Consider the following 1,804-nt stretch of genomic DNA (forward strand, 5'->3'; position numbering starts at 1 on the left):
ATGGAGCCTAGCGGGATCGAACCGCTGACCTCCTGCGTGCAAAGCAGGCGCTCTCCCAGCTGAGCTAAGGCCCCACAAGACCTCTCAAAATTAAAGAAGACTGACGTGCAGGTTTCCATTTCCTTAGAAAGGAGGTGATCCAGCCGCACCTTCCGATACGGCTACCTTGTTACGACTTCACCCCAATCATCTATCCCACCTTAGGCGGCTGGCTCCTAAAAGGTTACCTCACCGACTTCGGGTGTTACAAACTCTCGTGGTGTGACGGGCGGTGTGTACAAGGCCCGGGAACGTATTCACCGCGGCGTGCTGATCCGCGATTACTAGCGATTCCGACTTCATGTAGGCGAGTTGCAGCCTACAATCCGAACTGAGACTGGCTTTAAGAGATTAGCTTGCCGTCACCGACTTGCGACTCGTTGTACCAGCCATTGTAGCACGTGTGTAGCCCAGGTCATAAGGGGCATGATGATTTGACGTCATCCCCACCTTCCTCCGGTTTATTACCGGCAGTCTCGCTAGAGTGCCCAACTGAATGATGGCAACTAACAATAGGGGTTGCGCTCGTTGCGGGACTTAACCCAACATCTCACGACACGAGCTGACGACAACCATGCACCACCTGTCACCAGTGTTCCGAAGAAAAATCCTATCTCTAGGACGGTCACTGGGATGTCAAGACCTGGTAAGGTTCTTCGCGTTGCTTCGAATTAAACCACATGCTCCACCGCTTGTGCGGGCCCCCGTCAATTCCTTTGAGTTTCAACCTTGCGGTCGTACTCCCCAGGCGGAGTGCTTAATGCGTTAGCTGCGGCACTGAGTCCCGGAAAGGACCCAACACCTAGCACTCATCGTTTACGGCGTGGACTACCAGGGTATCTAATCCTGTTCGCTCCCCACGCTTTCGAGCCTCAGCGTCAGTTACAGACCAGAGAGCCGCTTTCGCCACCGGTGTTCCTCCATATATCTACGCATTTCACCGCTACACATGGAATTCCACTCTCCCCTTCTGCACTCAAGTTTGACAGTTTCCAAAGCGTACTATGGTTAAGCCACAGCCTTTTACTTCAGACTTATCAAACCGCCTGCGCTCGCTTTACGCCCAATAAATCCGGACAACGCTCGGGACCTACGTATTACCGCGGCTGCTGGCACGTAGTTAGCCGTCCCTTTCTGGTAAGATACCGTCAAATGAGAAACTTTCCACTCTTCTCACAGTTCTTCTCTTACAACAGAGCTTTACGATCCGAAAACCTTCTTCACTCACGCGGCGTTGCTCGGTCAGGGTTGCCCCCATTGCCGAAGATTCCCTACTGCTGCCTCCCGTAGGAGTCTGGGCCGTGTCTCAGTCCCAGTGTGGCCGATCACCCTCTCAGGTCGGCTATGTATCGATGCCTTGGTGAGCCGTTACCTCACCAACTAGCTAATACAACGCAGGTCCATCTCATAGTGAAGCAATTGCTCCTTTCAAGTATCTACCATGCGGTAAATACTGTTATGCGGTATTAGCTATCGTTTCCAATAGTTATCCCCCGCTATGAGGCAGGTTACCTACGCGTTACTCACCCGTTCGCAACTCATCCGTCTAGTGCAAGCACCAGACTTCAGCGTTCTACTTGCATGTATTAGGCACGCCGCCAGCGTTCGTCCTGAGCCAGGATCAAACTCTCATAAAAAGTTTTGATTCAAACTCAAGCTATTGCTAGCTTTCCGTTTTATTGTTTTGTTTTGTCATTGACGATTTATCCTTAGATAAATCACCCTGCACGTTTGGTTCGTCTTCTTTAATTTTCAAAGGTCTTGT

At 51.3% G+C, this 1,804-nt stretch carries 1 tRNA gene and 1 rRNA gene; both read right to left on the bottom strand.

The annotated features are described in order from the left end of the window. Position 1: 1 nt before the first annotated feature. Positions 2 to 74 (bottom strand) — tRNA-Ala (locus P7J49_RS11485). A gap of 53 nt (positions 75 to 127) precedes the next feature. Further along, positions 128 to 1,676, bottom strand: a 16S ribosomal RNA gene (locus P7J49_RS11490). Positions 1,677 to 1,804: the final 128 nt, after the last annotated feature.

Source organism: Streptococcus suis, from assembly GCF_046032515.1.
Taxonomy (GTDB): domain Bacteria; phylum Bacillota; class Bacilli; order Lactobacillales; family Streptococcaceae; genus Streptococcus; species Streptococcus suis_AL.